This window comes from Nocardia sp. NPDC046473 (genome assembly GCF_040645995.1).
GTDB lineage: Bacteria > Actinomycetota > Actinomycetes > Mycobacteriales > Mycobacteriaceae > Nocardia.
Map to the genome: position 1 here is coordinate 426858 of NZ_JBEYZJ010000010.1, position 23012 is coordinate 449869.

Annotated in this window: 17 protein-coding genes and 2 pseudogenes; 15 read left to right on the forward strand and 4 right to left on the reverse strand. The window is 63.1% G+C overall.

Annotation, left to right across the window (positions count from 1 at the left end; translation table 11 throughout):
- Positions 1-5 precede the first annotated feature (5 nt).
- Together ABZ942_RS35095 and ABZ942_RS35100 are read left to right on the forward strand one after the other, a co-directional pair.
- Positions 6-446, forward strand: a complete 441-nt coding sequence (locus ABZ942_RS35095; RefSeq protein ID WP_357389748.1) for an NUDIX domain-containing protein — start codon at positions 6-8, stop codon at positions 444-446.
- Positions 447-557: 111 nt separating this feature from the next.
- Positions 558-866: a hypothetical protein gene (locus ABZ942_RS35100; protein WP_357389750.1), complete on the forward strand. Its 309-nt coding sequence runs from the start codon at positions 558-560 to the stop codon at positions 864-866.
- A gap of 278 nt (positions 867-1144) precedes the next feature.
- Here the strand turns inward: ABZ942_RS35100 and mobF are convergent, their stop codons facing one another.
- Entirely contained in the window at positions 1145-5533 is a 4389-nt protein-coding gene (mobF, locus tag ABZ942_RS35105; RefSeq protein WP_357389752.1) for a MobF family relaxase, read from the reverse strand.
- 513 nt (positions 5534-6046) lie between these two features.
- On the opposite strand from mobF, the gene ABZ942_RS35110 reads away from it, so the two are divergent.
- The 5 genes from ABZ942_RS35110 to ABZ942_RS35130 all read left to right on the forward strand — a co-directional run bounded on the left by ABZ942_RS35110 (position 6047) and on the right by ABZ942_RS35130 (position 11744).
- Entirely contained in the window at positions 6047-6355 is a 309-nt protein-coding gene (locus ABZ942_RS35110; protein ID WP_357389754.1) for a hypothetical protein, read from the forward strand.
- A complete protein-coding gene (locus ABZ942_RS35115; protein ID WP_357389756.1) occupies positions 6352-7050 on the forward strand; it encodes a M28 family peptidase in 699 nt (232 codons plus the stop codon). Before ABZ942_RS35110 ends, ABZ942_RS35115 begins: the two co-directional genes overlap by 4 nt.
- 271 nt (positions 7051-7321) lie before the next feature.
- Entirely contained in the window at positions 7322-8650 is a 1329-nt protein-coding gene (locus ABZ942_RS35120) for a hypothetical protein (RefSeq protein WP_357389758.1), read from the forward strand.
- On the forward strand, positions 8647-9909 hold the full coding sequence (locus tag ABZ942_RS35125; protein WP_357389761.1) for a hypothetical protein: 1263 nt from the start codon (positions 8647-8649) through the stop codon (positions 9907-9909). The genes ABZ942_RS35120 and ABZ942_RS35125 overlap by 4 nt, the downstream gene beginning before the upstream one ends.
- A 548-nt stretch (positions 9910-10457) precedes the next feature.
- A complete protein-coding gene (locus ABZ942_RS35130) occupies positions 10458-11744 on the forward strand; it encodes a HEPN domain-containing protein (protein ID WP_357389763.1) in 1287 nt (428 codons plus the stop codon).
- Between the two features lie 498 nt (positions 11745-12242).
- Here ABZ942_RS35130 and ABZ942_RS35135 read toward each other — a convergent pair whose 3' ends face one another.
- A complete protein-coding gene (locus tag ABZ942_RS35135) occupies positions 12243-13430 on the reverse strand; it encodes a hypothetical protein (protein WP_357389765.1) in 1188 nt (395 codons plus the stop codon).
- Positions 13431-14817: 1387 nt separating this feature from the next.
- Here ABZ942_RS35135 and ABZ942_RS35140 point away from each other — a divergent pair.
- Positions 14818-15069: a hypothetical protein gene (locus tag ABZ942_RS35140; protein WP_357389767.1), complete on the forward strand. Its 252-nt coding sequence runs from the start codon at positions 14818-14820 to the stop codon at positions 15067-15069.
- 457 nt (positions 15070-15526) lie between these two features.
- Positions 15527-16120: a TetR-like C-terminal domain-containing protein gene (locus ABZ942_RS35145; RefSeq protein WP_357389769.1), complete on the forward strand. Its 594-nt coding sequence runs from the start codon at positions 15527-15529 to the stop codon at positions 16118-16120.
- A gap of 150 nt (positions 16121-16270) precedes the next feature.
- Here the strand turns inward: ABZ942_RS35145 and ABZ942_RS35150 are convergent.
- A pseudogene (locus tag ABZ942_RS35150) lies at positions 16271-16348 on the reverse strand (hypothetical protein); the annotation flags it as partial.
- Positions 16349-16511: 163 nt separating this feature from the next.
- Positions 16512-16718 (reverse strand): annotated as a pseudogene (locus tag ABZ942_RS35155) (acetyl-coenzyme A synthetase N-terminal domain-containing protein); the annotation flags it as partial.
- Positions 16719-16972: 254 nt separating this feature from the next.
- Here ABZ942_RS35155 and ABZ942_RS35160 point away from each other — a divergent pair.
- From ABZ942_RS35160 to ABZ942_RS35185, 6 genes are read left to right on the forward strand one after another with little or no spacing between them, the layout of a single operon-like run.
- Positions 16973-17731 (forward strand): glucose 1-dehydrogenase, encoded by a 759-nt coding sequence (locus ABZ942_RS35160; protein ID WP_357389771.1) that lies wholly within the window; start codon positions 16973-16975, stop codon positions 17729-17731.
- A gap of 40 nt (positions 17732-17771) precedes the next feature.
- Positions 17772-18893 carry a phosphotransferase gene (locus tag ABZ942_RS35165; RefSeq protein WP_357389772.1) on the forward strand — a complete coding sequence of 374 codons (1122 nt, stop codon included), beginning with the start codon at positions 17772-17774 and terminating at the stop codon, positions 18891-18893.
- Between the two features lie 8 nt (positions 18894-18901).
- Entirely contained in the window at positions 18902-20260 is a 1359-nt protein-coding gene (locus ABZ942_RS35170) for an aspartate aminotransferase family protein (protein ID WP_357389774.1), read from the forward strand.
- A 42-nt stretch (positions 20261-20302) separates the two neighbouring features.
- The gene (locus ABZ942_RS35175; protein WP_357389776.1) at positions 20303-21073 is read left to right on the forward strand and encodes a 5-oxoprolinase subunit PxpA; all 771 of its coding nucleotides are present in this window, start codon (positions 20303-20305) and stop codon (positions 21071-21073) included.
- Positions 21070-21969, forward strand: coding sequence for a carboxyltransferase domain-containing protein (locus ABZ942_RS35180; RefSeq protein WP_357389778.1), 900 nt, complete (start codon positions 21070-21072; stop codon positions 21967-21969). Before ABZ942_RS35175 ends, ABZ942_RS35180 begins: the two co-directional genes overlap by 4 nt.
- Positions 21963-22952 carry a biotin-dependent carboxyltransferase family protein gene (locus ABZ942_RS35185; protein ID WP_357389780.1) on the forward strand — a complete coding sequence of 330 codons (990 nt, stop codon included), beginning with the start codon at positions 21963-21965 and terminating at the stop codon, positions 22950-22952. The genes ABZ942_RS35180 and ABZ942_RS35185 overlap by 7 nt, the downstream gene beginning before the upstream one ends.
- Positions 22953-23012: the final 60 nt, after the last annotated feature.

Consider the following 23012-nt stretch of genomic DNA (forward strand, 5'->3'; position numbering starts at 1 on the left):
GATTGATGATCGAAACCACGCTGCTGGAGACTCTGACCAGCGATGCCGAACGCGACCAGGTACAACAGCTCGTCGTCGGCGCGGTCGTTGCGCACGACGGCAAAGTCTTGCTGCTGCAACGACCAGCCGACGATTTCATGGGCGGTATCTGGGAGCTGCCCAGCGGCAAGGTCGATCCAGGCGAAACGCTCGATCAAGCCCTCGTCCGTGAGGTGAAAGAGGAAACCGGACTCGACATCGCGGGAGTCCGAAAGTACCTGGGCGAGTTCGACTATCAATCCGGGAGTGGCAAGAAGAGCCGGCAGTTCAACTTCACCGTCGACGTAGTTGATCCCGAACCGGTCGAGCTCACCGAACACGACGCCTACACCTGGACCAGCTTGGCTGAAGAGCCACCAGTCACCGACGCAGTGAAAGAAGTACTGCATAGGCATCGGGCCGTCTGATTGCAAATGCGGGATGCGCCGGCGGCGGCCCGTCTCGGCAGGAGCGTCAACCCTGCTGGGCGCGCCCAGGCCGAGGCCGTCGCCGGATCCCGCACGAAAGGGATGAGAGAAATGCCTGACAGCAAGCTCACGGTTGATCGGATCAGGGAGCGGCTCGAACGCGAAAGACGCTTCGCTCGTGACGTTGGTTGCCCGACCAGCGAACTGCCCGTCGTCGACTACCTACATGCGCCGGTGTGGTCGTGCGGTGCGGATCCGGGTCCGATGACCACTGCGCAGGCGCATAAGGCGATGCAGGTGCACCTCGAATGCTCTGTGGACCGATGCCGGGTGCGCCGACGTGCCCGCAATACGTTGGTCGACAACGGTCGGATGGTTCTCGACGAACGAGCAGAGGGTGTGCCTGATGTCGAAGTCTGATTGCGCGTGTGGTCCATGGATCAAGTTGTCGCATTGCGGGGTCGGAGCATTCGATCCGGCATCGCAAGCCCTGGTTTCGGTTGCCTGCCCGTCGCGGTTCTGTTCGGGCTTGGTTCGGTTGGTCGATGGAAAGATCAGTGCTCATGATGGGTGGATTCCGGGGAGGTGTCCCTGGATCGGTACTCGGGTGGTCGACGATCGCTCTGAATTCCCACCTGAGCAGGTCACGATGGTCAGAAACCCGCACCGATGAAGCTGGTCGTGCCCGTCCTGTTGCGTCAAAGTTCTAGGTCGATGTCGGGTTGTCGCGTGATCAGATCGTCGTCGACGTCGAACTCGTTGTCTTCGTCGGTGCTCAAACCACGCTGCAACTGTTGCTCTATGGCTTGCTGCGCCTCGGAGAGAGTGGCGCGTCGCTGTTGCTCCGTGCGTAGTTCATCGATCTGCCGCTGGTAGTCGGCGACGAGCACTGAGGTGCCGGCGGAGGGAGCGAACCCACTTCGTACTGCGCTGGTGTGGACGGAATCGTCGTTGTCCTGAAGTTCGGGAGCTGGGCCGTAAAGGATTTCGTCGGTGTCCGCGAAGGCGATACGCAGTTCGAGGTCTGTAATCTGTTGTCGGAGTTGAGCGTCGGGGAGCACGATCAGCGGATTCTTCGCGACCCGATCGGCTGGCGTGACCGTGGTGTCGTGCGGCTCAGATAGAGAATCACTGGTGTGCTCGCCGTTGAGTATGTCCAGGGCTGAGTGGTCAATCTCAAGCCGGGACCACAGTGCGGCGGCAGGCATCTCATCGGGTAGTGGGCGGGTGTCGGCGGCGTTGGCGAGTCGGGTTTGGATGTCGATTCCGGCGAGGTGAGCGGTCTCGATCTTGGCGGCGATGCTCGGCCACCACGGGTCGGTGACGACCCGTGGTGCGATCTGTTGCACGACAGGTGCCCACGTGTTGGCCGGCAGGCGTGGGTCACCGAGGACATCACTGATGTGGGATTCGAGGAGCCGCTGGTGTTCTCGTTCGAGAACGGTGTGCCGTGGTGGTCCGGTGGGCCGTTGATCTCGGTCGTCTACGTGCAGCGAAGCTCGCCAGACTGCGAGTTCTTGTACGAGTTGTCGATCCGTGCCGGGGAAAGCGCGCGCCCACGGCGGAGCCGTCGCTGGTGTCCACGCCGCGGCGTCGGCGCGGATCTGGTTGGCGAGGTCGGTGACGATGCGGGCGCGGGCGGCGAGCTGGGTGGTGTCATGTTCGGCGTCCAGGCCGTCGGGGATTCCGGCGGCCCAGGGGAGTGGTCCGTGGCCGGTGGAGTGGGTGCCGGTTGGGTCCAGGCGCCAGTCCAGGACGGCGGCAACATCGTCGGCGGTGTCGAGTTCGCGTGCGTCGATCGCGGCGCGCAACTCGGTGATCGGGTCGCGTCCTGAGAGCGCGATCACCGCTAGGTGTTGGCGCAGGATGGGGTAGGCGGGGCAGTCGGTGAGGTGCGCGAGCATCGTCTCGGCGTCAGCGTCGAGGCGCTCGAGACCTTCGGGACCGAGGGCGTTTTCGGCGGCGATGCCGATCGAATCGAGGTAGATATCGAGCGCGCGGCCGATGCGCTGGTGCGGATTGAGCGCGTCACGCAGCATCGAGTGCGCCGACTTTTGTGCACCATCGCGGCCGAAGACTCGCAGCAGGACCTCGACGGCGGTGCGTGGATTCGCTGCGGGTTCGGACCAGAACGAGCCTTCTGAACCGTTTAAGGCGGTCGGGACGTAGACGTGGTTGGCGTAGATTCCGCGGGTGAGTGCGACGTAAAGCTGTTGCAGTGATTCAGTTCCGGTGAGTGCGACGTGGCAGGTTTCGGCGGTGATTCCTTGCGCGGAATCGATCGTTGTCGCGTACCCGAGGCGCACATGTTCGCTTACATAGTCGGCGGGCAGTCGCACACTGTGGCCTGGTTTTCGGCCGGGTGTGTGGTGGGTGGCGGTGAGGCTGCCGTCGTTGTGGACGGCGGTGACGGTCCAGGTGTAGCCGTTGCGGACCCAGTCGTTTGCGCCTAAACGCAGTCGCGGATTGTTGCGGCGGGTGCGGATGGTGTCACCGACCGAGGCCGCTAAGCCGTCGCAGAGCACCGATTGCGCGCCCACCGGGGCACCAATGCGAGCGAGGCGATCGGCGCGTGCGCGCGCGTTGAGTTCGGTTACCACGTCATGAGTGGAGGCCAACATGATTGTGTCGCGGCCCGCGAGATGATCCGCGGTCCACGCGATGAACGCGTCATCGTGGACCGCGCCTTCGTGCCCGCTGTGAATGCGGCCGTTGTCCAGATACCAGCCCAGTGCGGTCGGATCTCCTTCGCGCAGCTGCAGACTCGCGGTCGCTTCGGCGCTGGAGGCGAACCGGACGACGTGGGTCAGGGTCAGTGTGGCGTCGGGAGCAGCGTTCATGTCGATGTCGGCGCCGCCGGCTTCGATCGATGCGAGCTGGTGCGGGTCGCCGATACAGCGGATTGTCGCGCCGCGATCGGCCAGATATCGGAGCAGGCGAAGGCGTTTGCGGTTCCCGATTTTGGTGTGCTCGTCGACGATCACCAACGTGTCCGGGTTGATATCGAGGACCCATTGCGGCAACGTCGGTGGATACTCGCGGTCGAGATAGGGGTTGTTCGGTGCGGGTGTGTGCCGGTGCAGGACGTCGAGGACCTTGTCGACGGTCTCGACTCGCTGGTTGATCGACTCGCCGAGTACCGCCGCTGCGGCTGCGGTCGGGGCGAGGCCGAGGACTTGGCCGCCGCTGGCCGTCCACGCGTTGGCCAGTACTGACATCGCGGTGGTCTTGCCGGAACCGGCGGGTGCGTTGGTGGTGCGGACGCGCAGATTCGAGGTGGCGAAGCCTTCGATCACGCTGACTTGTCCGGCGTTGAGTGGCTGATCCGGGTGTGTGGCGTTGTAGTTGGCGACGGCGGCGGCGATGGTTTGTGCGGGGAGTTGGCGGGCGCCGGGCTGGATCGAGAGATCGATCAGCTGCTGCTCGACCGACAGGATGCGCGTCGAGGTGTAGAGCTGGCGGTCCGGTGAGGTGTAGACGCTAGTGCCGTCGCGGCGCTGCAACACGATCGGTACAGCGCGGAGTTCGGGCTCGTCGGTCAGATCCGGATCCTGTTGGGCGATGGCGTGGGTGGGGGAGATGGTCTCGGCGAGTACCGCTTCGGCGACGTGTTCCCAGACTTCGCCGGCGACGTGACCGCGGAGTTGGCGTTCGATTTCGGCGCGCAGATTGGTGGTCGTCCAGGTGGTGCGGTGTACGGATACGACGTCGATGACGTGCTCGGCGGCGCGGGTGATCCAGTGCTCGGTGATCTGCGGGCGAGACACACGGAGCGGATTCAACGTCGCATGGACCATGCGTGCCAACGCCTTTCGACCTCCGAGCAGTCGCTCGGCTTCAGCGCGCCAGGTATTTCGCTGCTCGGCAAGGGAGTGCGGGAGGTGTTTGGCGGGGCGGGTTTCGAGGGTGGCACGCTCGGCGAGATCGAACACTTCTCCTGGTGTTGGTTCGCGTCCGTGGAGAGTTTGGAACTGCGCGGTCAGCTCGCCGAGGCGGCTGGTGATCGCGGTGTCGCGACGCGACCAGGCGGTGATCAACGGTGCTGGGATGCCGACGATTTCCCGAATCGGGCGTTTGGCGGGGTCTTGGCCGGGGCGTTCGGTGAACTCGACGCCGACGGTTCGTTCGAGGTGATGTTCGAGGCGAGTGTTGTAGATCTCCGAGACCGTCACCATCGCGCGGTAGATCTGGGTTCCGTGGAGGGTGCGCCACTTGCCGTCCAGGGTGCGTACGCGGTTGGCGATCAGCACGTGGGTGTGCAGGTCCGGGTCACCTGCGCGGCTGTCGCGGTGAGAAAAGACGGCCGCGACGATCCCTTCGACGTCGACCTGCCGGACCCCGTGGCGACCCAACCGGGTGAAGACCGCATGCTGCTCGAGCCAGCGCAATGCGTCGGAGATGGCCGCGTGGTGTGCGGCCTCGATCTGCTCGGACACCGCCCGTGGTGCCACCGCCCACAGCGCCGAGACTGACTTGACCGGTGAGAAGGTGATGTCGAAACCGGCGACCGCGGTGGTGTGCGGGCGCGAGTTCTTGGCCACCCACCCCGACAGTTCACGCGCATCAACCGGTGCCCGGCCGTAGGTTTCGGTGAACATTTCCGACGCGACATCGGTGCGGATCTGCGCCCGATCCGCATCGGAAATAGCATCGACAGGAGGTAGATCGTGCGCGATATTATGTTGCTCTAACGCCTTGGCGCACCGTTTCCGGAACTCGGAAACATCGGCATAGAGCGGGAATGGATGACCCAAACGGGTCGCTTTGTCGGCGGCTCGGGTAGCGTCCTTGTGCTTGGCGCCGAGTTCCATCTGCTCGTTGTAGACGCGGTCTTCGATCGCCTCGGCGTTCGGATGGCGGCCCAGTCCGAACAGGGACTTCATCTGTTCCTCGGTGACCTCTTCACCAGGATGGATGTCCAGGCCGGCCAACCCGGAGCCGTGCCAGCGGCCCGGTGTCTCGCCTTGTGCGGAGTAGTAGTCGGCGAGGCTGGAGCGGCCTCGGGAAGTGACATCGTTCGCGGCGACATTGCGGAGATAATATTGATACCCATTGCCTGCCACGACTTTATGAATCGTCGCGGTCATACCTCCAGCAAGCACCTCGGCGTCGAATTAGTCCAGGCGTCGGACCCATCTCATTAGTATCAAATCCACCAAAACCCCTGGTAGTTATCGAATCGTTATCCTTGGTGCAAGAGGTCTGCTTGCTGGAGTGTGTTAAGTCGGGTGGGTGAGGTGAGAAGCCTTGGTGGTGACGTGTCCAGATGTAGTTGGCGCAGTCCAGTTTTAGTTGGCACCTAGGTGGCGTTGTCTGGTTTTAGTTGGCACGTGGGGTTACGGGTGGGTCCCGTCGCTCGCTGACGGGCGTGCGTTGGCGCGCCCCGAGCGCGACGCGCCGTTACGGCTAGCGAAGTTCGCCTTCAACCGCCCGGTCGGTGGCTCGGTCTCGGTATACGGCGCGCTGGGACTCGCTGGAGCTGGCCGATATGTCTGGAGCCGGCCGATATGTACGGGGAGGCCTGGGCCGCCACCGAGTGTAGGGCCGGGCCCAGCACGGGCTGACACGGGCGCGGCGGTCGCCGTGCCTACACTGCGGACATGGCTGAGGACGTAGGACCCGCCGACCCCGCCCGGTTGCGGCACGACGTCCAGGTGCTTGCCGCCGGGCCGCGCAGCCGCCGGCACGCGCCGGAGGCGATGGTTCTGGCAGAAAAGTACGTGGCGAGCGAACTGGCCAGCGCCGGCTGGCAGGTGCAGCGCGAGCCGTTCGCCGCCCGCTGGGCGGTCGGCTGCACGGACCGGCACGGGTACCGGGCCCTGCCCCTGAAGGTCCGCGTTCACCCGCGTCTGACCGGCGTGAACCTGCGCGCGGAACTGCGGGCACCGCCCCCGGGCCGACCGTGGTGATCGGTGCCCATCTGGACACGGTTTACGGCTCGCCGGGCGCCGACGACAACGCCTCGGGCGTTGCGGTCGTTCTGGAGGTGGCCCGGCTGCTCGCGGCCCGCCCCGAGCGGCCTGCGGTGACCCTGATGGTCTTCGACCATGAGGAGGTCGGCCTGGTCGGGGCCCGCGCGGCGGCCCGTAGGCCGACCCGCTCACGGCCCGTCGCGGGCATGGTCTGCCTGGAGTCCGTCGGCTACTTCGCCGACGCGCCGGGGACTCAGCGGCTGCCGAAGGGCGCGGGGCTGGCCTTCGGCCCGGCGGTCGCACAGGTACGGGAGGCCGGGCACCGCGGCGCCTTCACACTGGTGGTGCACCGGCGCTCCTCGCAGCGCGCTGCGGAACTCTGGCGTGCAGCGGCGGCGCGGGCCGCCCCCGCGCTCCCGGCCGTCCTGCTGCGCGACCCCCGCCCGGACGGACCGCTGGGCGCGGCGATCGGCCTCGCCGTCCCGGCCCTGGGCCACCTGGGCCGCAGCGACCACGCGGCCTACTGGAACCGGCGGATCCCGGCGCTGATGCTCACGGGCACAGCCAACTTCCGCAACGCGCACTACCACCGGGCGTCGGACGTGCCGGAGACGCTGGACTACGGTCGGCTGGCGACGGTGGCGACGGCCACGGCACGCCTCGGGGCGACGGGCGACGCGTTCCTGGGCTGAGCGTGGGGCCGACCGGGCCGGGGCTGTCCGCCAACTAAACCTGGACGGAACCATCCAATTCAAATTGGCGCACCGCACCTCGGTGCCCATCCCACGCGCCAACAAACCCGGAACGGACATGAAGTGCGGAAGGTTTGAGGGTGTCGATGATTGGTGTGGCTTGCAAGTGTGTGGTAGTGGGGCTAGAGGGGGATCTCGATCCGGTTTCTGCTGCGGGAGTGACAGACGGCGGACGGCAAGAGCAGCGCGTCGGATCGCACGGAGCCGGGCGATGCACCGGTCCTGCGTATCGCGGTCGGGTGCCAGCGCCGGCGAGCATGGCTTCGACTGCGGCGGGCTTGATTTCGTTGCCGGGTTCGTTCAGATCCGCCAGTGGTTGTCGGGCAATATCGCTAATGTCACGCGGATGGACGCGGTGCAGGTACAGAAGAAGCTCGTGCTCTCTCCCGATGAGGACTTCATCCTCACGGCGTGGCAGTACCAGATGATGCAGCGCGACATCGCCGCATCGAAAGGCAAGCACCTTCCGTCCAAGCGCGAGACCCGTAACTCCTTTCGCGACAACGCCGTTGCGGCCATCGTGCAACGCAACCAGGACGACTGGTCGCCCGCTGTTGCAGAAGTCGTTCGCCAGATCGCTGCGGACGGTGAGTCTCCGAATCTCGAAGCACTCGAATCCGCTGGGCCACAGATCTCTTCGGTTGTGGCGAGACGGTCACGGGCTCTACTTCTGCTGATCGACCTGTATGGGTTCGAGCCGTGGGTGGAGGGCAAGTGGGAGAAGGCTGTCCGTGCCGATGCTCTCACCGCCGCCCATCGGTCGATGGATCAACTCCATCCTGAAGACCTCCCTGCTGTGGAAACCGCATACAAGGACGCGATCAAGAAGCTTTCGAAGGCAAGCAACTGGACCAAATACGCACTCCTCGCCGGTGCCGGCCTCGGACTCGGCGTCCTGACCGGCGGTCTCGCCGCTCCAGCAATTGCTGGAGCGTACGGAACGCTTGTCCTCGGCTATTCGGGCGCGGTGGCTACTTCGGCGGGCTTGGCCGCGATCGGCGGCGGTTCCATCGCTGCTGGTGGCCTCGGCATGGCCGGTGGTGCGGCGCTCATCACCGGCTTCAGCGGTGCCGCGGGGGTCGGGGCAGCCACGCTCGCCGGAAAGGCTGCCGGGTTCACGGCAGCTCGCATCGCAGCCGACGCCATCCGACTCCACGTCGTGACCCAGCTCGTGCTGCGCGATGTCGACGGCAACGAAGAGGCAGCAAAGGCCGTCATTGTCAGTCTCCGCGAGCGCGTGACAAACCTAGGCAAGACGGTCGTGACTCTCGCTGAGCGAATCGAAATCCTTCGCGCACAATTGGAGACGAAGCAGGCCGAGTTGAACGTAGAGCGGGATCAACGCCAGCTGGCCGAAGACCGCGTTACCCGCATCCGGAGCGTCGCTGACCGGCTCAAGGAGCGGGTCACCGGACCCGAGAATGCTGAACTCCAGGCCTTGCTAGCCGAACTCGAGGAAGTCGAGGGCGAGAAGAAGACGGTTGAGACCCTTGCCCAGGGGGTCTCTGTCCTCGCTGACGATCTCGAGGAAGCAGCGTGAGCACCACTGACGGCAACTCCAGCGACAGGATCTCTCCGATGGATGAGGACTACGTCGGCAACCTGGACGCACTCACGCGCGATCTCAAAGACATCGAGATGATTGCCGCATCAGCGCTTTCGGACACGCCGATCGACCACGCGGCGACACAGTACATCGTGAGCACCTCGACTGGCCTCACCTATTCCGACCTTACGGCCCACCACCAACAGCGTCGCGAAGTCGAGGGATGGGGCGAGTCCGACATTGCCGACGTCCTCGACCCGATCGCGCTACGGCAACTCGATGAGTGGCGGGCGGCTCAAAGGTTTGTGTGGGAACGTGGCGACCTGGTCGTCGTGGGTGTCTCAGGACTCATGGGCGCACTCGGAAACCTCTACGACAGCCAGGTAGACGCTGCCGTACTCGGCGGTCTGTCCTTGTTGAAAAAGACCGATCTGCTGCGCCGGTGGGAGAAGGAGACCGCCCGACTTCCCATCGATTACACCGGCCCGAAATTCGGCGGTCCGGCACATCGTGTTCGGTCGGCCGGCCATGACATCGGCCGGTTCTTCAGCGCCCTCGATCAGATCCGTACGGGAACCTTCGAAGGAACCTGGTGGCAAGACGGACAGCGAATGTTCGAAACAGTTGCGACAACTCGCTCCGGTCTGCCGTTCGCGCAAGCGCCCGAGTGGCATCTCGCAGTCGCGCTTCTGTTGAAACACTGGGCAGCAGATTTTGTCACCAAGATGAACTTGCCACTGCCGGGTTGGACACTTCTCTGCGATATGCCGAACCCTGACTTGCGGAAGTTTGCCAACGACGCCTACGCCGGGACGAACTCCGGCGACGGGCTGAATCTTCGCTCCGGAATATTGACGCCGGGCCTAGGGATGCTCGCGACCGAGGTCATCATCCGAACGCACACGCACCTCGGCGCGTACCGTTCCACGGGCAGTCCATCGCTGGCGACTCCCGCGGCGGCCAAACGCACGGAGATGCTGCTCGCCGCGCACGCCGCAGCCGGAGCGGTCAGCTTGTCGCAGACCACTGCAGCGGCGATTGTTGGTGAAACCGCAGTCGCCGCGCGACACCTCAACATTCCTGTTCTCATGCGGGTCGGCATGCTCGCACTGAAAGTCCGCTCCGACGCCGCGGCCCGCGCGGAAGCCGGAGCACCATCGTGGGAAGAGCTGCTCGCTGATGAAGCGGCGACTTGGACCTTGCCCGAAGCAGTCGCCATCGCGGACCTCTGGGACCGCCCCGAAGCCAGTTGACTCCATGCACCTGCGCCGGTCATGTGATGCGTAGCGCCGTGCTGGATCAATGGGAATGGTCGAGGCCCGGCTTATCGAGGACAAAGTGGAGATACGTGCCGCTTGGGGAAACCGCAGTTGAAGCGGTCGCCAAGACCGTGTTGGATTGGATTCAGACGAGGATTTGATCAAGGTGCGCCGCACGATGGAGCAGTTCGTTCAAGCAGCCCACCTTCGATGAAAGCTCGGCGACTCTACGTGCAACACCGAGCGCTTTCACCGACCCGGTGGCCCTGTCGAGCGATGAGCCCCTGTTCACCGCGAGACGTAGACGGGCAGTGCATTGCGCGCGGCATCGAGCTCGTTCCCGTCTTTGAGTCAGCGCCGGAAGGTCTTCCTCTGCAATAAAGCACCACACGCTCCGGCTCAGCAACTGCAGATGTACAAGTAGTCGATGCCTAACGTTAGCCGGGCACCTCTTCCGGTCACTGTGGTCCTGTATCGATCTTCGTATCGCAGCGATGTAGTGGACATGCACTTCTCGTCGAGAGAGCGAGGTAACAGTAACGATGACTGCACGCCAGGTCCTACACGGCAAGTGGTGGCTGCCTACAGCCCCGGACCAGATCGCCTCGGGAATGCTGATACTCGGCGAGGCACCCAAACCACGCCTCGAACTGCATGAGCGGCTCATCGACTTCCACACAGAAGACGGGCCGTTTACTATCCACGGAGAGTCCGGCGGACACAAAATATCGCTACTTACCGTTTACCCCACCGAATCCAAGGTCTCTATGCGGGGCGGCAGCCAGTACGCGAGCCAGGTATTCGAGGTCAACTTCGGTGCACTCATCGGAGACTCGCACATCAACGACGACGACGAACCAAAGTTTCCTCGATCGGTGGTTGAGATCGACTATCTAACATTCATATCCCGAGACATTGACCACTCGGCTACCGAACAGAGCCCGAAGCCCGACGGCTCCACAGACTACGCGTTTACCGTCACGCTCAACGACAGGCGGTCAGGCCAGTTCGGTGGCATCGATGTGACGACAATGCCCGAGGCTTCATTTAGTCCAGCACCTGAGTTCCAGACCGCGGAAATGCGCATTCGCGCAACGTTCAAGACCTACCTACGCCTTGATAGCGCCCAGCCGATCTCGTCACAGCAGCACGTCACCGCAGCGCGACAGCTGTCCGATCTGGTAACTCTCGCCATGCATCGACCCGCAGAGATTCGGCGAATCTCGTTCGACGCCAGCGCAACCCCTGAGCCCGATTGGTACGACTGGTGGGGTGCACAGCCTGTCGCCGCGGACGAGCCTCTGGATGCTCGGACGCGACAGAACATCACATTCGATCTGGCCGATGTAAACCTAGCCACGCTATTGCCGGCCTGGCACGCCCTCAACACAAACGCGGTATATGGCATTCAATCCATCATTGGCCTCCAGCGCGAAACGAGCATATTTCACGAAACGAAACTGCTCGGTGTTTGCGGGGCGCTTGAGGCATTGCATCGAGGGCTTTACCCGGCGCATCTTACTTATCGTAAGCGATGCGAAGCACTCGCCAGAATCCCTTCAAGTCGCGCCGTCGAGCGGGTTATCCCGGACGTGACCAAGTGGGCCGACTATGTTACGAAAGCCCGTAATGCCCTCGCTCATGGCCTCGAACCGTCAGACCGCAAAGTGCCTGAAGACGTGTGGTTCGCACTTCACCAACCAACGCTCGCCGTGTTGATCCTCGTGCTGATGGCCGAACTCGGCCTGCCTGACAAAGTTCAGGTGGACGCGGTGACTTCAGGGGCCTTAGTCCGGGCGGCGCGAATCGGGACCACGCATCTCATCTGACTTTCTACAGGCCGCAACTAAAACACGCTCGGCGGCCCAAGTCTGAGCGCGCACAAAAGTTCGGCAACCTGGCCGACACGGTTGGGATCGTGGTTTCGACTGTCGACCCCTCGGCGCTCCCGGGCTTGTGATGAACTCAAGCGCAACCAGGTCGATCTCCTTGGAGGCCGAGAAGCATGGTCGCGGATTTGCAACACCTCGCGGCCCTGTTTTAGGGACCCTAACTATCCTGGGACCGGTCGTCGCGTTCCTGAGGTACAACGGATCCGATTACGGTGTGGTAGTGCTTGACACCTTCGAGGTCGGCTAATCAGATTCAGCCCGCGATTGACGCCAAGACGTCCTCGATTTCTCGGTGACCACCGTGAACGAATCTTCGCTGGCGGGATCGCAACGACTTCGTGTCTACCGGGCGCGGAGTCGACCTTAACCGCAGTCGGGAATAACCGAATGAGCTGGCATCGCCCCACATCACCACCGTGATCCTGCGGGTCGGTATCAGTCAATAGGGTCGGAAAAGTATGATGTACTGAATCCATATTTGTCCACTCGGCTCCAGGAATTGAGTTCGTTTTCTACTTTAGCCCTAAGTTCGCCGCCAACCGACGGAGCGGATTCGGAAACATTGAGGTCCAATGCGTCTGCTGCGACCAGGATGTGAATCCACGATTCGCGCAGATGAAGTATTAGATCCCCCAAGACGCTCGCTTCTGCGATGCTACTTCGTTCTCCTGCAGCTACCAGGGTTCCGGTTGGCGTCGGATGGCCACCCATCTCGCAATGACCCGCGTAGTCCTTTTGCCGGTATTCGTTGTCTCCATCCCGATAGATCCGTGACGGCTTCCAACTCTGTTCGCGAGCATCTCGGTCCGAGTTCAGCCAAGATGCCGCAAGTATTGGCTCGCGCTGAAACTTCCAGAGAACGAACTCCGTTTCGACAATTTGGCGAACTAACGCATACGCAGGATAGTGATTGTTGGCCTCAATCAGCTGAATAACACCAGCCCCGAGGGCTGCAGCCGTGACAGCGACCCGGCAAACCCCTTCATAGCTGTCACGCGCGTCCGTCTTTTCACGCGCGTTCAGATCGATTGCACGGTCATGAAGGGCAACTGCTGATTCATTGATCGCTACGACGAGCGCCGAGGCCGCTTCGATCCGACTTGCTCGCATCACAGGATCGCTCGCATATTCCTCCATCTTCGCTTCGACGCTTTCCTTGTCCGCTAGTTGAACTGCCTCTACTTGCTCGCGGAGTTGCTTCCGAAGCTGCGCAACGACAGCATTCGGATGCTCTCCGCGCAGCTGGGCGAGTGCACTAGCGGCTCCGCGCGCAATGTCTTGAGCCCCGATCCCAACGCCGATTGGATATTGTTCGACTACGGATGGCGCATCGCCGGCTACGGCTTCTTCGATCAAGTGAACTGCAGCGGCCCAACAAGCATCATCCTTCGGCATTGCAGATGCGTGTGCGCTTCGTAGCGCGTCCGAGACATCGCTCCCCAGAGCTGATTTGAGCTGCCGCACTAGGATGATCGAAACACTGACCAACGGACTGACCATCGAGACAGCGGCCTCGAAGTCGCGGCTCGCTATGGCCATGTCGAGGGATTCTCCATCTTGACGTAAGTGTCCGGTTAGTAGCCGGATACCGTAGCTGGCGGTTTGTAGCTGGGCCTTGTTCACCTAGCTATTGTCTCACTGCAGCCTCTCAGCGGAATCCGAGAGATCGCGTTCGAGTCGTACGAATGCGGGGTCCGCCGAAAGTTACCCATCGAATTCGCGCTAGCAGAGTGTGTGAACTGGTAGACGACGCCCGTCTCCGCCCTCAGCTGGGCTACCTACGCTCGTCAGCAAGAGGATGCGTACGACCCCGCCAGCCACGACCCCGATCGGCAGTGGTCCGAAACCGCAGCCGGTCACAAGTCTGTGCCGGTTCATGGTGACAAAGAGCGAGTCGCTTTGGTAGCCTGCGACAGTCGCGGCCACCGCAAGAGGCTGCAGGTCGCCTGGCAGGTTCCCGGAGACGTGCCGGATGGCGGCAAGGGTGTGGGGCACTCATCTTGCAACTCATCGACAAGTTAGCCACCTGCAAAGGTGCGTGACCCAAAGCGGTCCGGAGACGCACGAATGGATCACGCATGCCTTCGTCGCCTCGGCGCCATGCCCGTGACACTCGTCGGAAACACACCGGCGAAGATAAGACCTCTGCAAGCGCAGGGATCGGCCGCGGCGGTACCCACGGCCTCGACCAGTGCTCTGACGCTCAGTCGAAATTCAGAGCACTGCTCGCGCTGAACCTATTCAACTCGTCATCGTCGGGACCTACACCCAACGACGTATATGACGCCTCGTCCTTCCTCTTGTACAGCATGACCGTTTCGCCGCGATTCGACACGATCGTATTCATCCTTCCTGGAGTCGTCGATAATGCTCTCGGCCGGCTGATCGCCAGTCGCAACTACCTTCACCTGGGCATGCCAGGGCTCCGAGTTGAGTCCGGCACACGGGGAACCTTTCACCTGCGCCACCTCCCGACCAGTGCGAGAGTCGTGATGACGGAGCACTCCGATTTTGGACCAGTGTCATCTCAACAAGGCGCGGCGCAGTTGCACACGCGTAGCTGGCCAACTACCGATATCCCGATGTCAGACGAGGAGAACGCCGCATTACGTCGTGTTCCGACCATGAGTCCTGACATAGAGATTCTCCTCGGTGCACTCGTCAGTCGTCTCGATGTCCATTCTCCCGATGGAGCGTGGGATCTAGGGATGTGGAATTGGGACAGGCTCGACCGGCCCAGACCCCACGGGCACGCCACGCAGCAGCGCGAATATCGGTCACTCTGGGGATCGGGACCGCACTGGCATCTCCGTTGGAATCGAAACCCACATCCAGAGGACGTAATCGCCTGTTTGACCGACCAGCAAATCGGCGTGGACGGGGCACGCGCGGTGAAAATGGTTGGCGGAGTGAGAATTAAGCTACGGTCGTCGACACTGGATCTTCGATACGGAGCTCCCCCGCGATATCGACTCAGATCGACCATAAAACTGCGCGAAAGGCGGCACTAGTGTCCGCCTGGTCGAACATCGCCGATGTGGCTGCGCGCCCGGCAGCATGGAGCCTAACCGCGATCATCATGCTCAGGGCGCTTTACGCCGGCCTTGCCACCTTCATCGCCCTGTTCCATCCCGACCGCAAGCGGCGCGAAGACGCGCGGGCGGTCCTGCACTATTGGACCTTCAACCGGCGAAGGCTTGACACCACTCAGCAAGATGGCGCACGTCTAGCGGAAACAACTACGGATGGCACCAGGTGGTGACAGGGCCGACACGGTTGCACATGCAGTCGCCCCACGGTCACCGGTGTCCACTCACATCGATCTGTGGCAGTGATCCTCATTTCCGCAGGTCAATTCGTGTGTTTAGCGCATGTGTCCCCCTCCGGACACCGAAAGAGTCGAAATCCATTGCAATGTAAGGGATTTCGACTCTTCTCGTATCAGTAGGCGATTTGGACTCTACGAGAAGGGTAATCGCCGCCAAATGATTCCATCCATCGAACTGCATTCCAGCCTTCTGTCTCCGGTTGCGCACTCCGAAGACGTGGCCGCCGTCATCGGCATGGAAGGGGCGCTTTATCGCGCCGGACGCTTCGGTGAGCTGATTGGTCCGATGTGGCCATGGCCGGACTCGCGTAAACCGTGACGACTTCCGGTCGCGCCGCGCACGTCCCAGCTTAATGCAGCTAAACTTGCAGATCTAGTCTAGCCTTCGAATATGACCCAGCCACAGACCGGTCGGGCTCGTCCCGGGGGACGCACCGCGAAGACCCGCCAGAAGGTGCACGACGCTGTACGGTCACTGTTCAGTGAAGGCCGCGACGCCCTGTCCATCCGGGAGGTTTCCGAGCGGTCCGGCATTCATGAAGTCACCCTCTATCGTCGTTGGGGCACGATCGAGTCGCTCGTACTGGATGTCGCGGTCACGCAACTCATCGAGGAGTCGCCGTTTCCCGACTCGGGAGATCTGCGGCGCGATCTGCTGGACTGGGCGAATGCGGTCGCGAAACAGGTGCAGACGCGGGAGGGTTTCGCTTTCTATCGCGCCTTGGCCATGGCCCGATCCCCCCTGTTCATCGAGGGCGAAGCCGATCCCGCGGTCGATGCGGCCGCCTACCTCGGCAGACGGATGGCGCAGATCCAGCAGGCGATCGACCATCACCGAGCCGAGAAAGGCGGAAACCCGCCCACTGTGGAGCGGATCTTCGACATCGTTCTCGCGCCGATCTACCTCCGCGCGATCTTCGGGTACGCTCCCGCCGGCCTCGAGCTCGAGGCTTTGGTCGACCGCGCGTTCACCGAGGGCAGCTGACCACACCCTTCTCGCCGTGGGAATTACTTTCCCGGATCGCGTCGGGTCGACCAGCGTCGACATGTCGACGGTCTGTTCGACGCCTTTGCCGCAGGATGACGAACGCGACGATGCGCTGCCGGTGGTCTCGTCCGCCGCGCCGCCCACCGCGGCCTCGGCGACATCGGGATGTTCGGCGAGGGCCGATTCGACCTCGGCGGGGGAGATGCGGTGCACGGAGACATTCATGACGTCGTCGACCCAGCCGAGCACCTACACGGCCCCGTCCTCGTCGTACTCGGCTCCGTCGCCGGCGAAGTACCAGCCCTGCTCGGCGTAGCGGGACCAGTTGGTTTCGCGGTCATCGGCAGGTAGATCGCGACCCGGTGGCGAGTCCGAGGCCGGCGAAAGTGTTGGCGGCCTTGCTGATTTCGGCGAGCAGGTCGCGGTAGGTCAGGTCGCGGGTGTCGCCCGGTTCGCCTTCGAAGTGGATGGCGACGCGGTCGCCGTGGCCGGCCAGGACGTGGCGGTCGACGCAGTTGTAGGCGATGTTGAGCTGTCCGTTGACGAACCACTTCGCGACCGGAGTGTCAGACCAGTCGAGCACGTCGGTGAAGGGTGCGTGCCACGCACCACAGTGTCCGTCCGCCGAGCCGAGTTTTGCAAGAATTCTTGCATTAGTGAGCGGCGCGGGCCATACTGCTGTTAATGCAGTAATCATTACATTAAGGATCCGAGGCGGGTCTGCGACAGCCCATCAGGCGGCGCTCGGCCGCTGGTCTGCTCCCGCCTCGTCCCGACACCATTAGTCGATCGGATCATCAACGCCTGCAGAGGTTTTCGTAGCTACCGGCGCACAGAAGAGGATTCATAATGTCCCCGACAAACACGTCACTCGCGGGCAAGGTCGCGGTGGTCACCGGCGCCAGTTCGGGCATCGGCGCGGAAATCGCGCGCGAACTCAGCCAGTGGGGCGCCTCGGTTCTCCTGGTCGGCCGCGACGAACAGCGCCTGGATGCCGTCCGTGCCGAACTCGCGGACACCGGCGCGCAAACAGACCGACTGAGCGTCGAACTCACCGCGGATGAGGCTCCGGAGCAGATCGTCGCCAAGGCACTCGCTCGCTTCGGATCGATCGACATCTTGGTTCATGCGGCCGGCGTCTTTCTGCCGACACCCTTCGTCGAGACGCCAGATTCCGAACTCGATACTCAATGGGCGGTCAATGTGCGGGCCCCGTTCCGCCTCACCCGGGCCGTCGCCGAACACCTGCCCGACGGAAGCGCGGTCATTTTCGTTTCGTCGATCTGCGGCTACGTCGGATTCCCCAACTCGACCGCCTACTGCGCCACCAAGGGCGCGGTCGAACTTCTGGTGAAGTCTCTGTCCGCGGAGTTCGCGCCGAGGGGAGTCCGGGTGAATGCGGTAGCGCCCGGCAATGTGCGGACCAGCATCAACGCCCATCTCCTCGCCGACGAGGAGTACGAGAAAACGATGCTCGACTCGACACCGGCAGGTCGCGTCGGCGAAGTCGGCGATATCGCGCCCGCCGTCGCCTTCCTGGCCTCGCCTGCGGCCGCGTACATCCACGGCTCGAGCCTGCTGATCGACGGCGGCTGGGTCGCGTCCTAGCCGTCCAGCGGAACCGATCCAGCCTTCCTCAGGAGTGAACATGTTGAACACCAACCGGATTCACGCTCTGACGGCACCTGATGAAACATCGGCGCTGCCCCCGTTCGACACCCTCATGGCGGCCAGCGGGCTCAGCGTCAGCACGCCGCCACTGAATGAACAGACCGTTCGCACGGCGCTGCGCGAGTACTTCGGGCTCATCGGCGCGCTCACCCGGATTCCGACCGAGAAGGACGACACGTTCGTCCTGGATGGAAACCAGGAGCGACTTCTGGTCAAGGTCAGTGGCGCGCAGGAAGCGCCGGATGTGGTGAACCTGCAGACCGCTGTGCTGCGCCATCTCGCCGAGGTGGCCCCGGCCTTGCCGATCCCCACGGTCCGGCCCGGAGACGACGGAAGATATGAGTACGATCTGGCGCGCGCCGACGCCCCCGCCGCGCGCGTACTGCGGGTGATGAAGTTCCTACCCGGATCCGCGCTGAGCGAAAACCGCTCGACCACAGCACAACTCGTCGCGGTCGGCCGTGCGCAAGCGGCAATGACCAGGGCGCTGGCCGGATTCGCTCATCCTCGGCAAGACCGGACTCTGGTGTGGGATCTACGGTATTTCCCCACCCTCCGGCCGCTGCTCGACGATGTCGCCGATGCCGACAACCGCAGGTTGGGCACGCGGATCTTCGACGCTTACGCCGAATTCCTGCAGGATCGGGTCCCGCGACTGCGGCACCAGGTGGTGCACGGAGACTTCAGCGCGCACAACGTACTCGTCGACAGCCGTCGTCCGGAATACGTCTCCGGGATCATCGATTTCGGCGATAGCGGTCGCACCGCCGAGATCTTCGATATTGCCATCGCGGTGTCGAATCAACTCGATGCCGCCGCCGACGACCCATGGCGCCGCGGACTCGACTTGCTGACCGGGTATCTCACCGCTCGCGCCGTCGACGGCGATGAACTCGCGTTGCTGCCGATCGCGGTCGCGGCCCGAAGCCTGCAACGCGCATTGATCGCGCAATGGCGCGCGCAGCACGACCCGGCCCGCGCCGACTACGTGCTATCCCACGCCGCGCACGACTGGATTGCGTTGCGCGCCATCGGGATCGAATGGTCGCCGGTGGTCGATCGCATCCATTCGATCAACGATTCCGCATCGAGAGAATAAGGCACGCCATGGAATTGCCAGCCGCCGTGACCCGGCCGCGGAAGCCAGAGATGGTGAACGGCTTCTCGGACGACGACCTCCAACGCCAGCCGCCGCACAACCGCGCTCGGATCGAACGCCGAAAAGGCTTGCTCGGACCCGGGTATCAACTGTTCTACACCGACCCGGTAGACGTCGTCCGCGGCCAGGGTGTCCATTTGTATGACGACGAAGGCAACCAGTACCTCGATGCCTACAACAACGTCGCTTCGATCGGACACTGTCACCCCGCCGTGACCTACGCTGTCTCGCGACAACTCGGCATCCTCAACACGAATACGCGGTACCTACAGGACCAGATCCTCGACTACTCCGAAGACCTGCTGTCGACGTTTCCCGACGAGCTGAACCGGGTGACCTACACCTGCACCGGATCCGAGGCGAACGACCTCGCGATTCGAATTGCCCAGGCGCATACCGGCAATGCGGGAATCATCGTGACCGCGAACGCGTATCACGGTGTCACCGAGGCGGTCGCATCCTTCTCCCCGTCCCTGGGCAAGACCTCCCCCCTCGGACCTCATGTTCGAGTCATCGCCGCGCCGGACAGTTCCCGCCATGGTTCTCCCGACTTCGCCGAGTTCATGCGGGGACAGATCCGCGCCGCGATCGCCGACTTGAACCGGCATGGCTTCGGACTCTGTGCGTTCATCGCCGACAGCATCTTCTCCTCCGACGGGGTGTTCGCCCACCCGACGACGGTGCTCGGCGCTCTTGCCGAGGAAGTCCATCGCGCCGGCGGGGTCTACATCGCGGACGAGGTTCAATCCGGTTTCGGTCGCACCGGCGACGCCTGGTGGGGGTTCCAGCGGCATCAGGTCGTCCCTGACCTCGTCACCATGGGAAAACCGATGGGAAACGGTATTCCGGTCGCGGCCACTGTGCTGAGAAACGATATCGGCAGAGCCTTCGGTGAGAACGTCCGCTATTTCAACACCTTCGGCGGTAGCACCGTTCCGATAGCCGCCGCTCGCGCCGTTTACGAGGTTATTCGAGACGAGCACCTGATCGACAACGCGCACCTCGTCGGTACCTACCTGCTCGATGAGTTGCGCCGGGTCACCGCGGCCCGGCCCGAGGTGTTCGAGGTGCGCGGCGCCGGGATGTTCCTCGGAATCGACCTCGTCGATCCCGAATCCGGACGACCCGACGGTGTGCTGGCGAAGGCAATCGTCGACGACATGCGCCGGAATTTCGTGCTGATCTCCGCATCGGGGCCGGCGGCCAACGTCCTGAAGATCAGGCCACCGCTCGTTTTCCACCGGACGGACGCGGACCGCTTGCTCGAAACATTGTCCAGGTCATTCCAGCGGCTCCTGCCGCAATGAAATCCGCGACGCGGGGTTCAGGTCCAGTAAGAAGGTAAGCAGATGAGTGCGCGAGTAATCGACATCAACGCCGACGCCGGTGAAAGTTTCGGACGATGGTCGCTCGGCGACGACGCCAGGTTGTTCGAGTTCGTCACGACCACCAACATCGCCTGCGGGTATCACGCCGGTGATCCCGCTACGATGCGGACCGCCGTCGTTCAGGCGCGCGATGCCGGTATCGCGGTCGGCGCCCACCCTGGCTATCCAGACCTGCTCGGATTCGGCCGTCGCGCACTTCCCGACACCGACTCCGACGTCATCGACTACATCGCGTACCAGGTCGGTGCGCTGTACAGCATCGCAGCCACCGAGGGCGTCGAGCTGACCCATGTCAAGCCGCACGGTGCGCTGATGGGCCGGATCTGCCGCTCGCCCGAACTCGCCGTCGCTATCGCGGCGCAGTTGCAGACCATCCGGCCCGGGATTCCGCTGATGTTCGCACCGACCGCAGCTTTCGCCGCGGTCCGGCACGAGGGGTTGCCCGCTATCCCGGAGAACGCCGCGGACCTGGACTTCGACGCGGACGGCATCAACATCGTCGAGCCGCGGCCGCAGTGGAAAGATCCCGAAACGGTGGCCGCGCGCGCGGTCGAGCTGGCCTTCGGTTCCGTGCGGACCACGGCCGGGACGACGATCGCCATGCCTGTCGAGTCGATCTGCGTGCACGGCGATCGGCCGAACGCGGTCGACATTGCCGCAACGGTTCGCAGCCGGTTGACCGAGGCAGGCGTTCGAGTCCGCTCGCCGTTCCTGAAGGCGCACCAGCAATGACGCCCTACCAGTTCCTGTGTGACGAGTCGCGCGTGAGTTTCGGCGGCGACGAGTTCGTCTTCGTCGAATTCGGCGAGGCGATGGATCTCGCGGAAGCATTGCGCATACAGGCGATCACCGCCGGGCTCACCCGGATCGAGCTGGCCGGAATCCTCGACATCGCACCGGCGAACGCCAGCTACATGATTCGGCTCGACCCGGACATTCTCGACCCGCGCCACCTGATCCGCATCCTCGACGGGCTGCACAGGCAGTTCGCCGACTCATATGCCGTGACCCTCGACACCGACATCGTCGAGATACCCGTGTGGTACGACGACCCGTGGACGGCCGAGACGTGTATGAAATTTCGCGACCGGCATCAATCATCGACCGAGACCGATATCCAGTACACCGCGCGGGTGAACAACTTGTCGTCGGTCGACGAACTCATCGCCGCGCATTCGTCGGCGCCGTTCATCGTCACGTTCCCGTGCTTCAAACCGGGAAATACCGAGAGTATGCAGCTGGTGCCGAGGAACAAGCAGATCCAGGCACCGAAGTATCTGCGCCCACGAACGGAGACTCCCGCGCGCGCAGTGGCACACGGAGGCGCGTTCACCGTTGTCTATCCGACCAGCGGAGTAGGCGGGTATCAGCTGTTGGGCCGGTCACCGGTGCCCGTCGTCGACCTCGACCAGACCATCCCCGGATTCGAGGATTCGAAGGTGCTCACGACGGCCTCGAGCCTGATCATGTTCCGCTCGATCGACGGCGATGAGTACCGAGATATGCGGGCCTCGTCGAAAAAGGGAACATACCGATACAACCGGCACCCGGTCACCTTCGTACTGTCGCGATTCCTCGATGATCCCGTCGGGTATGTCGAGGAGCTGACGGGAGCACTCCGATGGTGACCGTCGAGTATGCAGGCGCACATACCCTGGTCCAGGATTTGGGCCGGGACGGCTATTACGCCATGGGCCTACCCCCGTCCGGCGCGCTCGACCAATTCTCCCATCGCTGCGCCAATCTGCTTGTCGGCAACCACCCTTCGGCGGCCACGCTCGAAGTGACGATGGTCGGTCCGAAACTGCGATTCGATTCGCCTGCCTATCTCGCCGTGGCCGGCGGTGACGTACCGATCTGGATCGACGACGTGCGCCACGACAGCTGGACGACCCTGCACATCGCGGCAGGCCGGACCCTGACTGTGGGGACCCTTCGCGCCGGGTGCCGTGCGTATATCGCGGTCCGGGGCGGAATCGACACACCGCCGTTCCTCGGCAGCCGATCGACCTATGTCAGCTCGGCGATCGGCGGCCTGCGTGGTTCGCCGATCCGGGTCGGCGACGAGCTCCCGATCGGTCCTGCGGAGTCGCGTGACTGTCCGAGTCCGGGCAGTACCGTCGAGAAACGCCTACGTCCGCCGCTCGCCGACACTTATCGGATTCGCGTGGTGGCCGGTCTGTGCCACTACCGGTTCGACCAGGACAGCGTCGACAGATTCTTTTCGTCGACGTACACCGTGTCTCCGGTATCGGACCGCACCGGCTACCGATTGAGCGGTCCGGCGCTGACCTTCATCGCGCGCGAACCCCCGTTCGGCGCGGGCGACAATCCGAGCAACGTGGTGGATCTCGGATATCCCATGGGATCGATCCAAGTTCCCAACGGAGAAGAACCGATCTGCCTGCTCCGCGACACGGTGACCGGGGGAGGCTATGCCACCATCGGCACCGTCATCACTTGCGATCTCGACCTCATCGCACAGATGAAGGCCCCCGACGCCATTCGGTTCGTGCAGATTTCACTGAGCGACGCAATGGCAGCCAGAAAACTCCGAGAACAAAGATTACGGGAAGTGGAATTCGGCATCAAATTATTGACGCTTTTCTGAATCCGACGACCGGTCGGTCACTCGGAAAAGCACCAGCACTACCCATGATCACTTTGCTTC